This window comes from Deefgea rivuli DSM 18356 (assembly GCF_000620145.1).
GTDB classification, from domain to species: domain Bacteria; phylum Pseudomonadota; class Gammaproteobacteria; order Burkholderiales; family Chitinibacteraceae; genus Deefgea; species Deefgea rivuli.
The window spans coordinates 228901-245033 of the sequence record NZ_KK211081.1 but is presented as its reverse complement, the minus strand read 5'-3'; the positions used below and the strand labels follow the sequence as shown (position 1 = coordinate 245033).

The following is a 16133-nucleotide window of genomic DNA, read 5'->3' as shown; positions in this document are numbered from 1 at the left end:
CATAAAAAAACCGCATTCATTGCTGAATGCGGTTTTTGAAAATGCTGCACTGCTTACATCATAAAAAGCAGCACATTAAGGCTGATGCGTTTCGATCTGGGCGAGTGGCTCAGCGCTCGTATTTTCCGCAGTGGCATTTGCGGAAAGATCTTTGCGTCGGCGAGTCGCTTTAGCAGGTGCAATTTCAACTTCAGCTACGACCGTTGTAGTACTCACGGTTTCAACCATTTGCAAGGCAACGGCTTCGATGCTGGCCGTTGGTTTTGCTTGAGTGCTGCGACGGCGGCGAGTCGAGTCATTGCCGTCTGCTTGCGTAGCTGCGACATCATTGGCTGACTGGCGAGTTGCCACTTGTTGCAAGCCGACGCTTTCTGGCGATGCAATTTCAAGCGCAACTGGCTTTGGTGCTGCAACTGCAATGCTTGGTGCTGCTTCGGCCACTGCTGTAGGTGCCTCAGTAATCACCGGCGTTACAACTGCCGGTGCTGGAGTTACAACGGCAACTTCAACCGCGATAGCTGCCGGAGCTTCGCTAACAACTGCTTCGGCTACTACAGCAGGTGCCACTGCCGGTATTACAGTCGCAACAACGGGCTCGGCAACGGTGGCAACAACTTGCGCCACTTCAGCAACGACTACACTTGGTGCTGGGCTGCTGACTTCTACTACTGTGCTAGCAACGACTTCTGTTGCAACGCTGTTTTCTATCGTTACAGTGCTCTCTACATCATTGCGGTCACGACGATCACGACGACCGCGACGACGACGGCTACGAGTTTCGCTATTGCCATCGGCTTGCTGCGCTGCTGTCAGGAGTTCCGGCGCTGTAGTCACTGCAGCCAGATCCGCTTTTAGTGTTTCGCTGCGTTGCTCATTGCGCGGTGCACGTTCAGTGCGTGGTGCGCGTTCTGGGCGCGGTTGACGCTCTGGACGCTCGGCGCGTTCTGGACGTTCCGCTTTTTCTGGGCGCGGTGCTTGCTGTTTTTGTAGATCTTCTTCGATACGTGGTTTACTGCCACGACCATTGCGATCACTACGTTCACGACTTTGTTCGCGACCACCTTCAGGACGTGCTTCGTTGCGACCACGGCGCTGATCGTTACGGCCACGTTGTGGTGGGCGTGCGGCAGGTTTAGTTTCTTCAACTTTGACTTCTGCTGGCGCAGGGCTAAACCAAGACACAATTTTCTGCCATAGTGATGGGCTTGCGGCTGCGCTAACTGGTGCGCGAGCGACGCGTTCTGAAGTCGCTGGTGCAGGTTGTGATGGCGTAATGCCTTTCACTGCAGCTTCTTGGCGTTTGGCTTGTTCTTCTTTGGCTTTTGCTGGTTGGTAACCTTCGTCTGTTGGTTGTTCCACCATGCGATACGACGGTACGATTTCTTCCAGCTGATTCACATCATCATGACGCAAGCGTGTGATGCTGTAGTTTGGGGTTTCCAAATGCGTATTTGGAATCAAAATTACGCCAACTTTGAGGCGATCTTCAACGGCAAATAATTCCGCGCGTTTTTCATTGAGCAAGAATGTCGCAACATCGACTGGCACTTGCGCGTGGATTGCGCCGGTGTTTTCTTTCATTGCCTCTTCTTGGATGATGCGCAAGATGTGCAATGCAGAAGATTCGATACCGCGAATGAAACCGGTGCCGTGGCAGCGTGGGCATGCCATGTGGCTGGTTTCTTCAAGCGAAGGTTGCAAGCGTTGACGTGAAAGTTCAAGCAGGCCGAAACGGCTGATTTTGCCGGTTTGTACGCGAGCTCGGTCGTGATGCAACGCTTCACGAACGCGGTTTTCAACTTCGCGTTGGTTTTTCGGATTTTCCATATCGATAAAATCGATGACGATCAAACCACCGACGTCGCGCAAACGCATTTGACGGGCGATTTCATCGGCCGCTTCAAGGTTGGTACGTACTGCAGTTTCTTCGATATCGCCGCCGCGTGTCGCTTTGGCCGAGTTCACGTCAATCGACCACAAAGCTTCGGTGCGATCCAGTACGATTGCGCCGCCCGATGGCAAGCTCACTTCACGTGAGTAAGCGGTTTCGATTTGGTGTTCGATTTGGAAGCGTGAAAACAGCGGAACGTCGTCTTGATAGAATTTTACTTTATGCGCGCTGCCGGGCATCACGTGTGCCATAAACTGCTGAGCTTGCTCGTAAATATCGTGCTTATCGATGAGCAATTCACCGATGTCCGGCTGGAAGTAATCACGGATTGCGCGGATCACAAGGCTGGATTCTTGATAGATCAAGAATGCGCCAGTTTTGCCTTTGGCTTTGCCGTCGGCGTCTTTTTCGCCAGCTGCAGCATCTTCAATAGCGCGCCATAGTTGCAAGAGGTAAGACAAATCCCATTGCAATTCTTCGGCGTTGCGGCCAATGGCTGCAGTACGGGCGATCAGGCTGGTGCCGACTGGCGTATCAAGTTGGTCCATCGCGGCGCGCAATTCATTGCGTTCTTCGCCTTCGATACGGCGAGAAACACCGCCGCCACGTGGGTTGTTTGGCATCAAGACCAAATAACGACCGGCTAGGCTGATGTAAGTGGTGAGGGCTGCGCCTTTGTTGCCACGTTCGTCTTTTTCGACTTGAACGATAACTTCTTGGCCTTCAGATAGATTGCCAGCAACGCGGCCACGGCCGCCTTCGCCGTCGCCCATGTACGAGCGAGCAATTTCTTTAAATGGCAAGAAACCGTGACGGTCGCAGCCGTAGTCGACGAAACACGCTTCAAGCGAAGGCTCGATGCGGGTAATGACGCCTTTGTAAATATTGGATTTACGTTGTTCTTTGCCAACGGTTTCGATGTCGAGGTCGATGAGTTTTTGACCGTCGACGATGGCAACACGTAGCTCTTCAGCTTGTGTTGCATTAAATAGCATGCGCTTCATGTAGGGCTCCGGCGCGCACCGCTCGGATTGATGGCGAAAACAGGGTGATGAAGACGTCAGTTCGGCGTGACAATCGCCATTTTATCAGGCGCAAATTCTGTGAATTTGTGGGAGATAAATTAAATGGCTAAGTGTAGCGGCTTAGGAACTGGGTATCGTTCTCCACAATAATCAATACAAGGTCTGTCTAGCTATACCCCAAGTTTCTTTGTGTTAGACAACTCAGGGTGAATCAATCCGGTCAGTGCACTAATGTGATAAATCAATTACCATCGCTGCTTGTTCAAGTTTGTCTGGTCAAGGTTCTCCAGCATCGTTGTAGCGGCTGCCGTACATAGAAGTACGGTCTGCATTCGCTACGCCGCGTTGGAAACTTTTTGCATAAACACTTGAACGACGGTGAGCGTTATAACCGTTCTCCGGTTCTTGTTCCGGCGTAACCTCTCTGGCATGACGAGCCCCGCGCAACAGCCCCAATAATTTAGAGGTCGGTAGATAAAAATGTTTTATCTACGGCGGGAAAGAATTCGTCAGCTTGTGAGGCTGAGCTAGCGGACTAAGAGCGGAATGCGTATTCAGATCGGTGGTGCGCTTTTTAACAAAGCCTCACCACGGGCAATTTAGCAGTATTTTTTCATCAATACCTAAATTGCGTTGCTGCCCCAGTCTTTAAGTCGTTTTAGTTTGAGACTTAAAGCGGCTACAACTTGCTGCAAATTGCAGCGCGTCACAGAGTATAAGTCAATATGTCCGAGACTAGCAAAGCGTCTGTCACTTTCGTAACGGTCGAAGCGGAAGATGCCGGTCAGCGGCTCGATAATTTTTTAATGAAAATGCTTAAAGGTGTGCCAAAAAGCCACGTTTATCGCATTGTTCGTTCCGGTGAAATTCGAGTAAATAAAGGCCGCGTCGATGTCACTTACCGCATCGTGGCGGGCGATGTATTGCGGATTCCGCCCGTGCGCGTCGCCGAAAAAGCACCAGTACCAGCCACTGTGAGCAATGCAGCTGAAGCAGTTCAAATCCCAGTGGTATTTGAAGATGACGCTTTGATTGTATTGAATAAACCATCGGGTATGGCGGTGCACGGCGGCTCAGGAATTAGCTTTGGCGTGATTGAATTGCTGCGCGCACAACGCCCGCAAGCTAAATTTTTAGAATTGGTGCATCGCTTAGATCGCGATACATCCGGTTTACTTTTGGTTGCAAAAAAGCGCAGTGCTTTGGTTAAACTGCACGAAGTCTTGCGGGATAATCACCGAATTGATAAGCGTTACTTAGCTTTGGTGCAAGGTGTGTGGCCAAATCCACGTTCACACATCAAATTCAAGTTGTTGAAATACGAATTGCCCGATGGCGAACGTCGCGTCAAAGTGCATAGCGATGGTTTGACTTCGCATACGACGGTGAATTTAAAACAAGTCTGGCCTGGTAAGGCGAGCTTGGTCGAGTGCGAATTGAAAACGGGTCGCACGCATCAAATACGCGTGCATTTGTCAGAAAGTGGTCACCCTATTTTGGGGGATGATAAATATGGTGAAGCGTCGGTGAATAAAGCTTTCGCACGTGAAGGCTTGAAGCGCATGTTCTTACATGCATGGCGTTTGTGTGTGGATCATCCTTTGACGGGTGAGCGGATGGAGTTGGAAGCGCCTTTGCCGCCTGAATTGCAATCGTATATTGATAAGCTGAATGCCAAGGGGCAATCATGAGCCGTCAGTTTGATTTATTGGTGTTTGATTGGGATGGCACGCTGATGGATAGCACAGGCATGATTGCGCGCTCAATTCAGCGTGCGTTTGCCGATGTGGGTTTGCCTGAACCGAGTGATACTGCCGCACGTTTTGTGATTGGTTATGGCCTGAACGAAGCAATGCAATACTTAGCGCCTGATTTAAGTGCTGAGCACATTCGCCAAGTCGTCGATGCTTATCGCGGACATTTTTTGGCTAAAGATCACGAATTGCAATTGTATGCCGGCGTTGAGGAATGTTTGCCGCGTTTGCGTAATGCGGGCTTTCGTCTGGCAGTCGCAACAGGCAAATCGCGTGCGGGCTTAGACCGTGTGTTAGCTGCAACAGGTTTAGCTGCGCTTTTTGAAGTAACTCGCACTGCGGATGAGGCATTTTCTAAACCGCATCCAGCGATGCTGGAATATATTTTAGAGTCGGCCGATGTGTCGCAAAGCCGTGCCGTGATGATTGGCGATACGACGCATGATTTACAGTTAGCGATTAATGCGGGTACGCCTAGTTTAGCAATGAGTTATGGTGCACATCCCTTGAAAGACTTATTACCGCTTAATCCATTGGCCCATTTTGATGATTTTACTGAATTGACTGAATGGGTTTTAGTGCATGGTTGAACGGCTTATTTGTACTAGCGAGGCAGTGCAAGAGCGCAGTTTGGCTTATCGTTTTAAGCTTGAATATCACGGGCGGGAACGCAATGCGATTGTGATTCGTTATGGTGGACACGTGTATGCCTATATCAATGAATGCGCGCATGTACCGATTGAGCTGGATTACAATCTAGGCGATGTGTTTGATTTAAGCCGTGAGTTTTTGATTTGTTCCACACACGGCGCTTATTACAATCCCCGCAATGGTCTATGTTTAGGTGGCCCCTGTACTGGACGCCGATTGCAGGCTTTAACTATTTCAGAGCACGATGAAGCCATTTGGCTGATAGAGGAAATGAAGAATGAATGAAGCTTTTGAACGCAGTGTCTTGCAAGATGTTTTGACCGCCTCACTGAAAGAGCAGCGCCGCGCACGACGCTGGGGGATTTTCTTTAAGCTACTGACGTTTAGCTATCTCATTATTATTCTGGCCTTGGTGATGGGTTGGATTGGTAATCGTGATGGCGACAAACTGGCTAATCAAGCGCATACCGCGGTCGTTGATTTGCAAGGCACGATTGCAGCAGGTGGCGAAACCAATAGCGCCTTGGTCGTGGATGGTTTGAAGGCGGCGTTTGAAGATAAAAATACCAAAGCCGTGATTTTGCGTGCCAATAGTCCCGGTGGTAGTCCGGTGCAAGCGGGCATGATGCACGATGAAATCCAACGTTTGAAAAAGCTACATCCACAAACGCCGTTCTATGTCGTTATCGAAGATATTTGCGCTTCGGGCTGCTATTACGCGGCGGTGACGGGCAATAAGATTTTCTCGGATAAAGCTTCAATTGTCGGTTCGATTGGCGTGTTGATGGATGGTTTTGGTTTTACTGGCGTGATGGAAAAAGTCGGCGTTGAGCGCCGTTTGCTTACCGCAGGTACGAATAAAGGCTTTTTAGATCCATTTTCACCACAAAGCCCAGAGCAAAAAGATCGTGCGATGGGAATGTTGAACGAAATTCATCAACAATTTATCAATGTGGTTAAAACAGGTCGCGGTAAAAAGTTAGCCGATAATCCAGATTTATTCTCTGGTTTGGTGTGGTCGGGCGAAGCAGGAATGAAGCTGGGTTTGGTCGATGCTTTTGGTTCAGTCGATAGCGTGGCACGTGATATTGTTAAAGTCGACAATATTGTCGATTTCACGCCGCAACCGAGTTTCTCTGATCGCATCGCACGCCAGCTTGGGGTTGCTGCAGCAACGACACTCAGCTCACAGCTAAATATGCAGTTGAAATAAAGCGCAGATATGGCACGCAAACAACGACCTGAAGAGCATGAAAATCACGAGCGCTGGCTGGTGTCTTATGCCGACTTTATTACCTTGTTGTTTGCGTTCTTTGTCGTGATGTACGCGATTTCTTCGGTGAATGAAGGTAAGTACAAAGTGCTATCGAATGCACTGGTCGATGCCTTTCAGCAACCACAAACTTCAGCACCGAAAGTCCAGTTGGATAATCAAGTGATCAAAGGCGCTCCGCCTAAAATTATTGATATTCCAGTCCCAAGCGCCTTGCCGAACAATCCGAAATTAGAAGAACAAGCACAGAAAATGCGCGGTATGGCGGGAGAGTTGCGTCAATCGCTGGGTAATCTGATCGACCAAGGTAAAGTGAAGGTCACTCAATCGAAACGTGGGATCGCGGTTGAAATTAGCGACTCTATTTTATTTGATACGGGTCGTGCCGATTTACAAGTCAGCTCAGAAGAAGCGCTATTGGCAGTCGCCAACTTAGTGAAAAATAGCGATAACCTGATTCAGGTTGAAGGCCATACCGATAATCAACCGATCCGCGCTGGGCAATTTCCGAGTAATTGGGAGTTGTCTGCGGCGCGAGCGGCCAGTGTGGTGCGCTTGTTTGAGCAAGCTGGCGTCGCGCCGCAGCGCATGGCGGCGATTGGCTTTGGCCAGTTTCGCCCAATGGACACCAATGATGCCGCCCAAGGTCGAGCAAAAAACCGCCGCGTGACGTTGAATATTCTTGCTGATAATAAAGACGAAGTGGCGATTCTGCCGAGCGATCAATAATGCTGAAGCAGGCTAAGCATTTTACTTCTCCAATCTGCGACGCCCTATGAATGCCACCGATCCTGTCGTCCTAAGCCGAACCACTGAGCTGATCTACCGCAACTCTGCGGCGGGGCAGTATATTTGCCTGCTGACGGCGTGCATTTTGGTGGTCGTACACAGCGGCGCGCATGAATGGTGGCCGCTACTGAGTTGGTGGCTGCTGGCCTGTGGTGTTGCGCTGTATCGTTTAGCTTGTGCATACAGTTATCGGCAAGCTCAGAATCAAAGCGCGGCTGTTTGGCGTCAGCGCGTCAATTTTGGCGTTGGCCTCTCCGGCCTGATCTGGGGGCTGGGCGGCTTTTTGCTGATGCTGTCTTCCTCTGAATCCCTAAAATTACTCACTGCATTTATTTTGGCTGGCATGGTCGCGGGTGCCGTGCCAATCTTGGGTTCAATGTTATCGGCGATGCGTATTTTCGCGATTGCAATGCTATTGCCTATTTTATTGGTCGCCTGCATCAGCCAGACGCGTGTTGATTTATTTTTGGGCTTATTAAGTGTGATTTATCTGCTTGTTATTTTAACTAGCGCCAAATTATTTAATGAGACTTTAGTCGATAGCATTCTTTTAGAGCAAAAACAGGCTAATTTAGCCGAGCAATTATTAGCGGCACGTAATGCCGCCGAAGCAGCAAGTCAGGCCAAAACTGAATTTATTGCTAATGTGAGCCACGAAATTCGTACACCAATGAATGGCATCGTTGGGATGGCTAATTTATTGGCGCAGAGCGAGTTAACGGTTCAGCAGCATGAAGAAGTTGAAATCATTCGTTCATCCTCTGATTTACTTTTGTCGCTGATTAATGATGTATTGGATGTTTCTAAAATTGAAGCAGGTTATTTACAATTAGATATTAAAGCATTTGATTTAAAATCGGTATTAGACGGCATTGTCCGAATGTTTCAAGTTAGCGCGCAAAGTAAAGGTTTGTTTCTGAATCTGCTGTGGGAAGGGCAAGTGCCTGGTCCCGTTGAAAGTGATCCATTACGTTTTCGGCAAATTTTGGTTAATTTATTGGGTAATGCCATTAAGTTTACGCAGCAGGGCGGCGTTACGCTGAAAGTTTCTACGCAACAAGATGGAGTCGGTTGGCGTATTCATTTCGCCGTAATTGACTCTGGTATTGGGATTCGTAGTGAGAAAATGCCCCATGTTTTTGATGCTTTTATTCAGGTTGATGGTTCGTCAACTCGGCAATATGGTGGTACAGGATTAGGATTAACGATTTCGCAGCACTTGGCTCATGCTTTGGGTAGTTCTATTTCTGTTGCTGCTAACCCGACTGGGGGGAGTATTTTTTCTTTTGAACTTACGCTCAATAATTCTTATATTTTTGATCCAGAAGAAATAAAAGAACCTCTGGAGGCTAAAACACTAAAAATTCTGCTTGCTGAAGATAATTCAATCAATCGTTTAGTGGCACTCCGTTTGCTTGAGAAATTAGGTCATCAAGTGCTGGCTGCTGAAAATGGCGAAATTGCTTTGGCAATGTATCAGCAGCATAGTTTTGATGTCATTTTGATGGATATGCAAATGCCCATCATGGATGGCCTGATTGCCACCCAAAAAATCAGAAGTATCGAATCGCAGCTGGGTCTATCGCGCTTACCGATTATTGCACTCACCGCCAATGCACTGGATCGAGATCGTGATGCGTGTATGGCTGCGGGTATGGATTGCTTTTTGACCAAACCAATTCGGCCAGAAATATTGACGGCGACACTTGCACTATATTCATAGGGTATTTCAATCTAAGCATCGATTGCAAAGCGCTACAGTTAAATACCCATTGGTCTACGTTTTCTCACTTCTTTGCTCCGCATCCTCATCACCGACTGGCTCGGATCGTCGGTGACATTTCTCGCAATTTGACTTGCCAGCAACTAATCTACTTATATTCAGCATCGTTAAGGAGAGAGGCTTGCAGGATTTTTCATCTGCCAGTAGCGAGCAATTACCGGCCTTATTTCAGCGCTTAGAGCAGCTGTTTTTGCTCAATATTGACCAAGCTCATTTGGCTAGCGGTCTGCTGTTGGCTCGTTGTAAGCAATTGAAAATCTCTACTGCGATGATGGCTAGAATGTATTTAATACATAGCAAAATGTTATGGGGCAAAGGGCAATACCATGCGGCATTTTATTCTATTTCTCAGGCATTAAAAAAAATACGTGAGTCATCAGCACTTGAATTAAAGGCTGAAGCTTATTTATGGCGTGGCTTATGTAATCTTAATTTAAAACGGCATGTTGTTGCGGTGGAAGATTTCACGCATTCGGTTGAATTGGCTTTGGAATTTTCACAAATTAGCATCGCCATCGAAGCGTATGTCAATATTAGTCAGATTTATTATTTTGCAGGCCAGAATGATGCAGCAAGAGAAATATTAATTATTGGCTATCGATTAGCTATTTTGTTGAATGATCATAAGCAAATTACTAAAAGCGGAATTTTTCTGGCTAATAATTTGAATGACATTGGCGAATACGAAAATGCGCTGTATTTGTTGCATCAGATAGAAGCGAGTGCTTTGCAATATGGGGATATGACTTGGGTCGTAGAGGCGGGGAAAAGTATTGCTATTTCTTACGCGGCGCTCGGAAAAAATGATTTGGCTGAACTGTACTTCGAATCGATGCTGGCGCTTGCCGAGTTTAATCATGCTTTGTGGGCTAAAGCGCTGACGTTGGTTAATTATGGTAGTTTTTTAATCAATCAGCAGCGCTATGTCGAAGCTATTGAATGCCTGCTTGCCGCCGAAGAAGGCGTTAATTATTTTGATTATGGTTATTTGCAGCATCAAAGCGCTTTGTTATTGGTAAAAGCTTATAAAGTCACAGGCGAATTTAAGCTCGCTTTGCTTGAGATTAAAAAATACAAGGCACTTTCCGAAGCGATTCTTTCGAATAATATTTTAAGAAATTTGAAAGGAAGGGGGCTGAATTTAACGCGCCTTGATCGTTCGAGAAAAAAAATCATTAAAACTCGGCAAGATTTTGAGCATATGCTGGATTTGATTTCTCCGGGTGAATCGAGTTCACGTTATCTGCAGTTTCAGCATCGTTGTATGAATGCACCGATTGATACTCAGATTATTCATTTACAATTTCTCAATGTCGCGGTTATTAAAGGTCTTTTTTTACAAAAAATAAGTGCCTTGCTGCGTGAGTTTTGTCTCGGTGAATCAACATGGACCAAATTATCTGACTTAGCTTATTTAATTATTCCGGAGCCTACCTCTGTTGCACAAGAAAGTATGCTTGAGCAATTGATTGCAATTATTCAGGGCTTCCCATGGGCTTGGCATGGTTTGACGCAGCCTTTGTTTAAGGTGCAGCTGATTTCTACCGAAGCGGCTCTGCATTTGCTCATGCCAATCGAAGAGGGAATAGAAGAAATTGAGCGATTTATCTAAAGTAGACGATAGCTCGGATTGGATTATGAAACAGTTTGAGCATGCTGAAGCTGCATATTGGCAGGCCGGCAGTGATAGCCGTGTTTTATGCAAAGAGTTGCTGGAGGTTTGCAAGCAGCAGCATCACCCATTGCTGGGGTTTTCATATGTGCTGTATGGGCGGATTTTATTGGCGTTTGGTGAAAATGAAAAGGCACTCAGCGCTTTAAGTAAAGGTGTTAAATTAGTTGAGCATGCCGAGGATTTAGAGCACCGAGCATTTTCGATGTTATGGTTGGGAGTGGCTTTAGAGCGGAATACTAAATTTATTCCTGCAGTAGAAATGTGGGTAAAAACGATTGAATTGGCGCTGGAATTAACTCAGTTAGAATATGGCGTAGAAGCCTATCTCAATGTGTCTTTGGTTTACTATCAAGTTGGGCAGTATAGCACTGCTGACTTATTGATGAAAAATGGGCTTAAATTAGCAGAATCAATTAATAATAAAAAATTGATTGCAAAAAGCGGTATTTTTTTGATGGATAGTTTACTCAATGCCCAGAAGTATGATGCCGCAATCGCCCTGTTATCACGGGTTGAGCCGCATGCATTGGCACATGGTGATATGACTTGGCTCGTTCAGATTTGCAATGGGTACGCAGAATGTTATTGGAAGCTAAATCAAACAGAATTAGCCGTTGTTTTTTACGAAAGTGGATTGGCGATTGCAGGGAGTTATAAATTAGCTTGGGCGTATTGTATTACTGTGGTTGCCTACGGTGAATTTCTGGAAAAAAATAATAGAATCGGTGAGGCATTTTTATTATTAGAGCGTGCTCATGAAATTTTAAAGTCTACTAATATTGGTGATCTGGAAGAAAATCTAAATTATTTATTGTATTTGGCACACAAAGAAAGAGGCGATCAGCGCTCTGCATTATTGGTACTGCGAATTTATGAGCATCAAGCGATTCAGCATTTGGCACGTGAACTCGGAGCGAAAGGCTATAAGCTGAATTTGAATCGACTGGAAAAAGCACGTGCAATGCTAGTTCGTACGCATTTGAAATTTGAGCGTTTGGCTGGTTGGGTTATGCCCGGAGTTTCTTTGCAGCATTTGCGGCAGTTTCGGCTACGCTGTGAATGTTCAGAGGTGACCGACCGGGTGATTGAGCTGACGATGAGTACCCATGTTGAACCGGTCATTGAACAAAGAATCGCCGCATTATTAAATGACTATTGCACCTTAAATGATTTATGGGTTTTTATTCCGCCTAATCGCTATGTGATTTATCCCGCTGAAGCGCAATCTATTTTGATGGATTTTTCTACCCGACTCGCCAATGCCATTGAGCGACAACCGTGGGCGCGTTATGGCATTGAAAAAGTGACGGCGAAAGTGAAATTGCAATTAGCTAGCGTAGCGATGCTCAAGCAAGTGGATGTATTGCTGAAAAAGGAACTCGATAGTGTCTGAAAGTTTAGAGAGCTTGCTGGCTCAGCAGGCCCATTATCGTCGGCATAATTTTCATCAGGCTTTGCAATTGGCTGAGCGTTTGGTGGCGCAAGCTCGAGATGAAAATAATGAAGTAATTTTGGCGCAGGCTTTGTTTTTGCTGGGGGAAGCATTTGAGAAAACCGGCGATTTTATTGCCGCACGGCACACTTTAGAGCTGGCTCAAACGGCGGCTAGTCAATTAAATCTGGTTAACTTATTGCTGGATATTCATGAGTGCTTAGGTAAGGCCTGCTATACCTTGGGCGATTTGAATGCGGCTTTAAGCACTTGGGGGCATTGTTTAGAGTTAGCGCTGGATCAGCACTCGATTGTGCATTACATCAAAGCCTATGTCGGGATCGGTGGAGTGTATTTGTATTTTGGCATGGTCGATGAATCATTGCGTCATCATCAGATTGCTTATGAATACGTGCAGGAATTAGATGATCCGCAGTTATTAATGATGTTGAATTTATGGCTGGGCAGTGATTACCAGCTTTTGGGCAAAAATGAATTGGCTTTAGAGCATCTCGCTGCTTGCCGCGCTTTATATTCGCGCACTAATGATGCTGGTGTGATGAGCGAGGCCATTATGCATTCTGGCTTTGCTTATATTGGGCTGGGCCAGTATCCAGAAGCGAAACAATGTTTTGTGCAAACCTTAACGCTATCGCAACGAAATCATCATTCTTGGTCGATTGCGATGGCGCAGTTGGGTTTGGCAGAAGTCGCCTTATTGCAAGGCAAGATGCAATCGGCATTGATTGAGTCGCAGCATGCATTAGATTTGGCGCGTCAAGGTGGTTCGCAGCATCAGGAAATGAAAGCCTGCAAAATTCAATCGGCAGTCTATGAGCAATTAGGGCAGTTTGAATTGGCGCTGTCTTTGTATGAGCGGCATACCGAGCTATCGATTCAACTCGCCAAAGAGCGCACTTTCACGCAAATTGAAAGCAGCACGATGCGTAAAATTTCACGGATGGAAATGCGGCTTAAATTACTTAAAGCCGAACAGCAAAAGCAGAATATTCTCGATGATAGTATTCGCCAGCAAGCTGAACATTTAGCCGAAAAAAATACGCTCATTGCGATTAACCAAGCTAAAAGTGATTTTCTGGCTTTAATTAGCCACGAAATTCGCACCCCTTTATCGGGGGTGATTGGCATGTTGCGCCTTGCCAGTGGACAAAAAGAATTGCGTCCAGCCACTCGCTCGCAAGTACGCATGGGTTTGGAAAATGCCGAATTACTACTCGATATTATTAATGATATTTTAGATGCGTCGAAAATTGAGGCTGGTAAATTATCGATTGAGTCTATTCCATTTGATTTACTCAAACTACTGCATCAAGTCGTTGATTTTTTTGCTGTACGCGCCGAGGAAAAAGGCATTTCTTTTGTGCTGAAATTAAATCATTTTTCCCCAACGGGCTGTTTGGGTGATCCAACCCGAATTCGACAAATTCTATTTAATTTAATTGGTAATGCGATCAAGTTTACCGAGCAAGGCTGTGTGACGATTACGGCTTATCGGGATAATGAGCAAGTCAAAATTTTAATTAGCGATACCGGTATTGGTATGGATGATCTAACTCTGGGGCGGCTATTTCAAAAATTTGAGCAAGCCGATACCTCGACAACGCGAAAATACGGCGGTACGGGTTTGGGTTTATCAATTTGTCGTGGTTTGATTGAATTGATGCAGGGCTCTTTGGGGGTAACCAGCGCGCCCGGTGAGGGGAGCCATTTCCGTGTAGAAATTCCATTGCCTGTCGCTGAAGTACCCGTTGACATCAGTAAAAATGAGCTCCCGATGCAAAATTTAACGCATCAAATCCGCGTGCTCTATGCGGAAGACATTCAAACCAATCAGTTAATTGTGGGCGCACTGCTTGAAGAGATGCATTTATCGCTACATATCGTTGAAAATGGCTTGGAAGCCATCGCGGCATTAGCGCGAGAGCCGTTTGATGTGGTACTCATGGATTGGCGTATGCCGATTATGGATGGCATGGCTGCCACGAGATTGATTCGCGCGGGTGGAACTGAGCAGTTCCGAGTTCAAGACGCTGAGGTTTATATCATTGCTTTAACCGCGAACGCGACAGAAAAAGAAAGGCAGGAAGGGATTGCTGCAGGAATGAATGATTATTTAACCAAACCCGTTTCCGTACGCGGTTTGCATACGGCTTTGGCTCATGCGATTCGTTATCAATTGGCGCGATCGATTGATTTGCCTGTGATGCCGGTATTGAGCGCATTGCAGGGGCGACAAACTAAACCTAACTTGCCATCCAGTGCTGAAAAAACCTGGATTGCGAAGTTAGCCGATTGGGGCGTTGCAGTGGACGAGGCATTGGATCGCCTGAATGGCAATTTGCAGCGTTATCAGCGTTGGCTCAATCATTTTTTTACTGAAAATCAAAACTTTTTTAACGAATTGGCGCAAAGCAAACGGCGGGAGAAACTGAATGAATACATCGCACAAGTGCATGCGATGCGCGGGGTTTCTGGGACTTTAGGCTTGATGGATTTTTACACGGCGGCCAGCGATTTAGAGCAAGCACTGTTCGCTGCGCAAAAAGAAGCGACCGAAGTATTACCTGATTTTTCTGAATTAGAAGGCGCTTGGCATCGCGCCCAGAAATTTATTCTGCCCTTGGTGAAGATGGAAAGCCCTGTGCCCGTTTTGGCACACGCCGAAGGTCTATTACCTTTGGCTAGCTGGCCTGCGATTTTGAATTTGCAAGCCGCATTGCAAAGTAATAGTTTACGTGCAAAAAAATTGTTAACACTGCTACTGCAGGATTTACCAGAGACGCATAAAAATCAGCTCAATGATGTGGTGGCGGCTTTGGATGCGCTGGATTATCCCACGGCCTTGAGGGCGCTAAACCAACGTATTCCGGTTGTTGCCGAAGGAGCTGAGCATGGCTGATCGCTATGTTTTGGTCGTCGACGACCAAATGAATAATATCGAAACGCTGGGCGAAGTGCTGGGTGATGAGCATGATGTGCATTTTGCGCTCAGTGCCGAGCAAGCCTTGGCGCAAATCGCGCTGCATATTCCTGAGCTGATTTTGCTCGATATTATGATGCCCGATATGGATGGTTTTCAGCTGTGTGAGATTTTAAAAGCCAAAGCCGAAACGCGGGATATTCCGATTATTTTTATTACGTCCTTATCGACACCCGTTGAGGAAACACGCGGCCTAGAAGCCGGTGCGGTGGATTATATTATCAAGCCATTTAATGCGTCGATTGTACGCGCCCGCGTACACAATCACTTGGAGCTTAAGCGCACCAAAGATTTGTTGCGCGTTTTATCGCAAACCGATGCGTTAACGGGTTTGGCTAATCGGCGGCGCTTATTCGAGCATCTCGAGAGCGTGCAAGACAAAGCGCAGCGCTTAGATCAGCCTCTGTCGGTGTTGCTGATCGATGTCGATTCATTCAAGCCTTACAATGATTTATACGGGCATATTGCTGGCGATGTGTGTTTGCAGCGTGTGGCGGGGGTGATTCAATCGTCTTTGCGCTCGGTTACCGATATGGCTGCGCGTTATGGCGGTGAGGAGTTTTGCTGCGTGCTTGAGAATGCCGATCAGGAGCTGGCCTTGCAAATCGCCGAGCGGATTCGCGCGAGTCTTGAAGCGCTACAAATTCCGCATCTGCACAGCATGGTGGTGCCGTACGTAACGGTGAGTATTGGGGTCGCCACTTCCAGCCCAGATCATCGCAGCGCTCAGATGAATTTACTGATTGCTGCGGATAAAGCGCTCTATTTGGCGAAAGACCAGGGGCGTAATCGGGTGGTTTGCTAGGCAGTTGACGTTGGCTTGGCTGCTGCAAGCCAAACGCCGATAGCTAATGGGTAT

The 16133-nt window shown here is 46.8% G+C and carries 11 protein-coding genes; 10 read left to right on the top strand and 1 reads right to left on the bottom strand.

Annotation, left to right across the window (positions count from 1 at the left end):
• Positions 1-75 precede the first annotated feature (75 nt).
• Positions 76-2895 (bottom strand): Rne/Rng family ribonuclease, encoded by a 2820-nt coding sequence (locus tag Q320_RS0111075; protein WP_027469059.1) that lies wholly within the window; start codon positions 2893-2895, stop codon positions 76-78.
• A 746-nt stretch (positions 2896-3641) separates the two neighbouring features.
• On the opposite strand from Q320_RS0111075, the gene rluC reads away from it, so the two are divergent.
• The 10 genes from rluC to Q320_RS0111025 all read left to right on the top strand — a co-directional run bounded on the left by rluC (position 3642) and on the right by Q320_RS0111025 (position 16079).
• Positions 3642-4607: a 23S rRNA pseudouridine(955/2504/2580) synthase RluC gene (rluC, locus tag Q320_RS0111070; protein ID WP_027469058.1), complete on the top strand. Its 966-nt coding sequence runs from the start codon at positions 3642-3644 to the stop codon at positions 4605-4607.
• Positions 4604-5260, top strand: coding sequence for an HAD-IA family hydrolase (locus tag Q320_RS0111065; protein ID WP_027469057.1), 657 nt, complete (start codon positions 4604-4606; stop codon positions 5258-5260). The genes rluC and Q320_RS0111065 overlap by 4 nt, the downstream gene beginning before the upstream one ends.
• The gene (locus Q320_RS0111060) at positions 5253-5606 is read left to right on the top strand and encodes a Rieske (2Fe-2S) protein (RefSeq protein WP_027469056.1); all 354 of its coding nucleotides are present in this window, start codon (positions 5253-5255) and stop codon (positions 5604-5606) included. Before Q320_RS0111065 ends, Q320_RS0111060 begins: the two co-directional genes overlap by 8 nt.
• Complete coding sequence (locus Q320_RS0111055) at positions 5599-6534, top strand: S49 family peptidase (protein ID WP_027469055.1); 936 nt, start codon at positions 5599-5601, stop codon at positions 6532-6534. The genes Q320_RS0111060 and Q320_RS0111055 overlap by 8 nt, the downstream gene beginning before the upstream one ends.
• A 9-nt stretch (positions 6535-6543) precedes the next feature.
• Complete coding sequence (motD, locus tag Q320_RS0111050; protein ID WP_027469054.1) at positions 6544-7323, top strand: flagellar motor protein MotD; 780 nt, start codon at positions 6544-6546, stop codon at positions 7321-7323.
• A 46-nt stretch (positions 7324-7369) separates the two neighbouring features.
• Positions 7370-9106 carry a response regulator gene (locus Q320_RS19535; protein ID WP_051534670.1) on the top strand — a complete coding sequence of 579 codons (1737 nt, stop codon included), beginning with the start codon at positions 7370-7372 and terminating at the stop codon, positions 9104-9106.
• A gap of 181 nt (positions 9107-9287) precedes the next feature.
• Positions 9288-10778 (top strand): tetratricopeptide repeat protein, encoded by a 1491-nt coding sequence (locus Q320_RS0111040; RefSeq protein ID WP_027469053.1) that lies wholly within the window; start codon positions 9288-9290, stop codon positions 10776-10778.
• Positions 10762-12234 carry a tetratricopeptide repeat protein gene (locus Q320_RS0111035; RefSeq protein ID WP_156939048.1) on the top strand — a complete coding sequence of 491 codons (1473 nt, stop codon included), beginning with the start codon at positions 10762-10764 and terminating at the stop codon, positions 12232-12234. Before Q320_RS0111040 ends, Q320_RS0111035 begins: the two co-directional genes overlap by 17 nt.
• On the top strand, positions 12227-15193 hold the full coding sequence (locus Q320_RS20855) for a tetratricopeptide repeat-containing hybrid sensor histidine kinase/response regulator (RefSeq protein ID WP_051534669.1): 2967 nt from the start codon (positions 12227-12229) through the stop codon (positions 15191-15193). The genes Q320_RS0111035 and Q320_RS20855 overlap by 8 nt, the downstream gene beginning before the upstream one ends.
• The gene (locus Q320_RS0111025; protein ID WP_035853476.1) at positions 15186-16079 is read left to right on the top strand and encodes a diguanylate cyclase domain-containing protein; all 894 of its coding nucleotides are present in this window, start codon (positions 15186-15188) and stop codon (positions 16077-16079) included. Before Q320_RS20855 ends, Q320_RS0111025 begins: the two co-directional genes overlap by 8 nt.
• Positions 16080-16133 lie beyond the last annotated feature (54 nt).

Bases quoted from the DNA above. Each gene is read 5' to 3' on its own strand.
- Q320_RS0111075 (WP_027469059.1), bottom strand. From the start codon at position 2,895: ATGAAGCGCATGCTATTTAATGCAACACAAGCTGAAGAGCTACGTGTT.
- Q320_RS0111060 (WP_027469056.1), top strand. From the start codon at position 5,253: ATGGTTGAACGGCTTATTTGTACTAGCGAGGCAGTGCAAGAGCGCAGT.
- Q320_RS0111055 (WP_027469055.1), top strand. From the start codon at position 5,599: ATGAATGAAGCTTTTGAACGCAGTGTCTTGCAAGATGTTTTGACCGCC.
- Q320_RS19535 (WP_051534670.1), top strand. From the start codon at position 7,370: ATGAATGCCACCGATCCTGTCGTCCTAAGCCGAACCACTGAGCTGATC.
- Q320_RS0111025 (WP_035853476.1), top strand. From the start codon at position 15,186: ATGGCTGATCGCTATGTTTTGGTCGTCGACGACCAAATGAATAATATC.
- motD (WP_027469054.1), top strand. From the start codon at position 6,544: ATGGCACGCAAACAACGACCTGAAGAGCATGAAAATCACGAGCGCTGG.
- rluC (WP_027469058.1), top strand. From the start codon at position 3,642: ATGTCCGAGACTAGCAAAGCGTCTGTCACTTTCGTAACGGTCGAAGCG.
- Q320_RS0111065 (WP_027469057.1), top strand. From the start codon at position 4,604: ATGAGCCGTCAGTTTGATTTATTGGTGTTTGATTGGGATGGCACGCTG.